This window comes from Agromyces binzhouensis (genome assembly GCF_004135055.1).
Classification (GTDB): Bacteria; Actinomycetota; Actinomycetes; order Actinomycetales; family Microbacteriaceae; genus Agromyces; species Agromyces binzhouensis.
Genome location: NZ_SDPL01000486.1, coordinates 1 through 2,054, shown reverse-complemented (window position 1 = coordinate 2,054; position 2,054 = coordinate 1). Strand labels below are relative to the sequence as shown.

The following is a 2,054-nucleotide window of genomic DNA, read 5'->3' as shown; positions in this document are numbered from 1 at the left end:
GCCGTGCCGCCGGCGACGACCGCGCCGGTCGCGGCGCCCGGGGGACCGGGGGCGCCCGTCCCGCTGGCCACGAAGCTCTACGTCAACCTCGCGATCGCCGAGCGCGCCGAGGAGGTCGCCGCGCTCGACGTCGACGGCGTCGGCCTGCTGCGTGCGGAGTTCATGATCACCGACGCCCTCGGCGGACTGCATCCGCGCGAGATGCTCGCACGTGGCGAGCGCGACGAGTTCGTGCGCCGGATGACCGAGTCGCTGCTCGCGGTCACGCGCGCGTTCGGGCGGCGCCCCGTGGTCTATCGCACGATCGACTTCCGCACGAACGAGTTCCGCGGACTCGAGGGCGGCGACCGGTTCGAGCCGCAGGAGAACAACCCGATGATCGGGTACCGCGGCGCATACCGGTACGTCAAGGAGCCGGAGCGGTTCTCGCTCGAGATGGAGCTCCTGGCCCGGGTGCGCGAGGAGACGCCGAACCTCCACGTCATGCTGCCGTTCGTCCGGACGCGCTGGGAGCTGGAGGCCTGCCTCGAGCTGATCGATGCGAGCCCCCTCGGCCGCCAGCGGGGCCTCAAGCGGTGGGTGATGGCCGAGGTGCCGTCGATCGCCTACCGCATCCCCGAGTACGCGGCCCTGGGGATCGACGGCGTCTCGATCGGCTCGAACGACCTCACGCAGCTGATGCTGGGCGTCGACCGCGACTCGGAGATCTGCGCCGAGCTGTTCGACGAGTCCGACGCGGCGGTGCTGGACGCGATCGAGCGGATCATCGGCGCGTGCCGCAGGTCGGGGATCACGTCATCCCTGTGCGGCCAGGCTCCGTCGAACGATCCGGCGTTCGCCGAGCACCTCGTGCGGTTCGGCATCGACTCGATCTCGGTCAACCCGGATGCCGCGGACCGCACTCGACGGGTGGTCGCGGCCGCGGAGCGGCGCATCCTCCTCGACGCCGCGCGGGGTGCACCGGCGGGCTGACCGGGGCCGGGCGCGGGCCCGGTCGTGTCGGTGCCCGCTTGTAGTCTTGTCGGGTGCCCGACCCCACCCCCGTGAAGCCCACCCTGCTCGTCGTCGATGGCCATTCGCTGGCCTACCGCGCGTTCTACGCCCTCCCGGTCGACAGCTTCAGCACCCGCGACGGGCAGCACACGAACGCCATCCACGGCTTCCTGTCGATGCTGCTCATGCTGCTGCGCAACGAGAAGCCGACCCACCTGGCGGTCGCCTTCGACACGTCGCGGCAGTCGTTCCGCACGCGCGAGTACACCGAGTACAAGGCGAACCGCAGCGAGACGCCGCAGGAGTTCAAGGGCCAGATCGGCCTCCTCAAGGAGGCGCTGCGCGCCATGCGGATCACGGTGCTCGAGAAGGAGGACTACGAGGCCGACGACATCCTCGCCACCCTCGCCACGCGCGGCGCGGCCGAGGGATTCGACGTGCTCGTCGTCTCGGGCGACCGCGACACGATCCAGCTCGTCGACGATGACGTGACCCTCCTGTACCCGAACGTGCAGGGGGTGTCGCAGCTGAAGCGCTACGACGCCGAGGCGGTCGTCGAGCGATACGGCGTGCGGCCCGAGCAGTACCCCGAGGTCGCGGCGCTCGTCGGCGAGACCAGTGACAACCTGCCCGGCATCACGAAGGTCGGCGAGAAGACCGCGGTCAAGTGGCTGGGCCTCTACGGCAGCCTCGACGGCATCCTCGAGCACATCGACGAGATCAAGGGCGTGGTCGGCGACAACCTGCGACGCGAGCGCGAGAACGCGATCCGCAACCGACGCCTCAACCGCCTCGTGCGCGACCTCGAGCTCGACGTCGAGATCCCCGACCTCGTGGCCCGGCCGATGGACGAGGCGGCCGTGCGCGAGCTGTTCGACCGGCTCGAGTTCAAGACGTTGCTCGACCGCGTCACCAAGATGGCGGCCGAGTCGAACGGGCTGACGGCCGACGGCACCGCCGCCCTCTCCGCCGAGGCGGAGCCCGCGGCGGCGGCACCGGTACCGCAGGCGCTGCGCGGCGACGAGCTGGCCGACTGGCTCGCACGGTCGACCGCGGCCGAG

The 2,054-nt window shown here is 71.1% G+C and carries 2 protein-coding genes; both read left to right on the top strand.

Annotation, left to right across the window (positions count from 1 at the left end; translation table 11 throughout):
* On the top strand, nucleotides 1-972 hold a 972-nt coding region (locus ESO86_RS15975), incomplete at its 5' end, for a putative PEP-binding protein (RefSeq protein WP_340638871.1).
* A gap of 53 nt (nucleotides 973-1,025) precedes the next feature.
* On the top strand, nucleotides 1,026-2,054 hold a 1,029-nt coding region (locus ESO86_RS15970; protein WP_277985243.1), incomplete at its 3' end, for a 5'-3' exonuclease.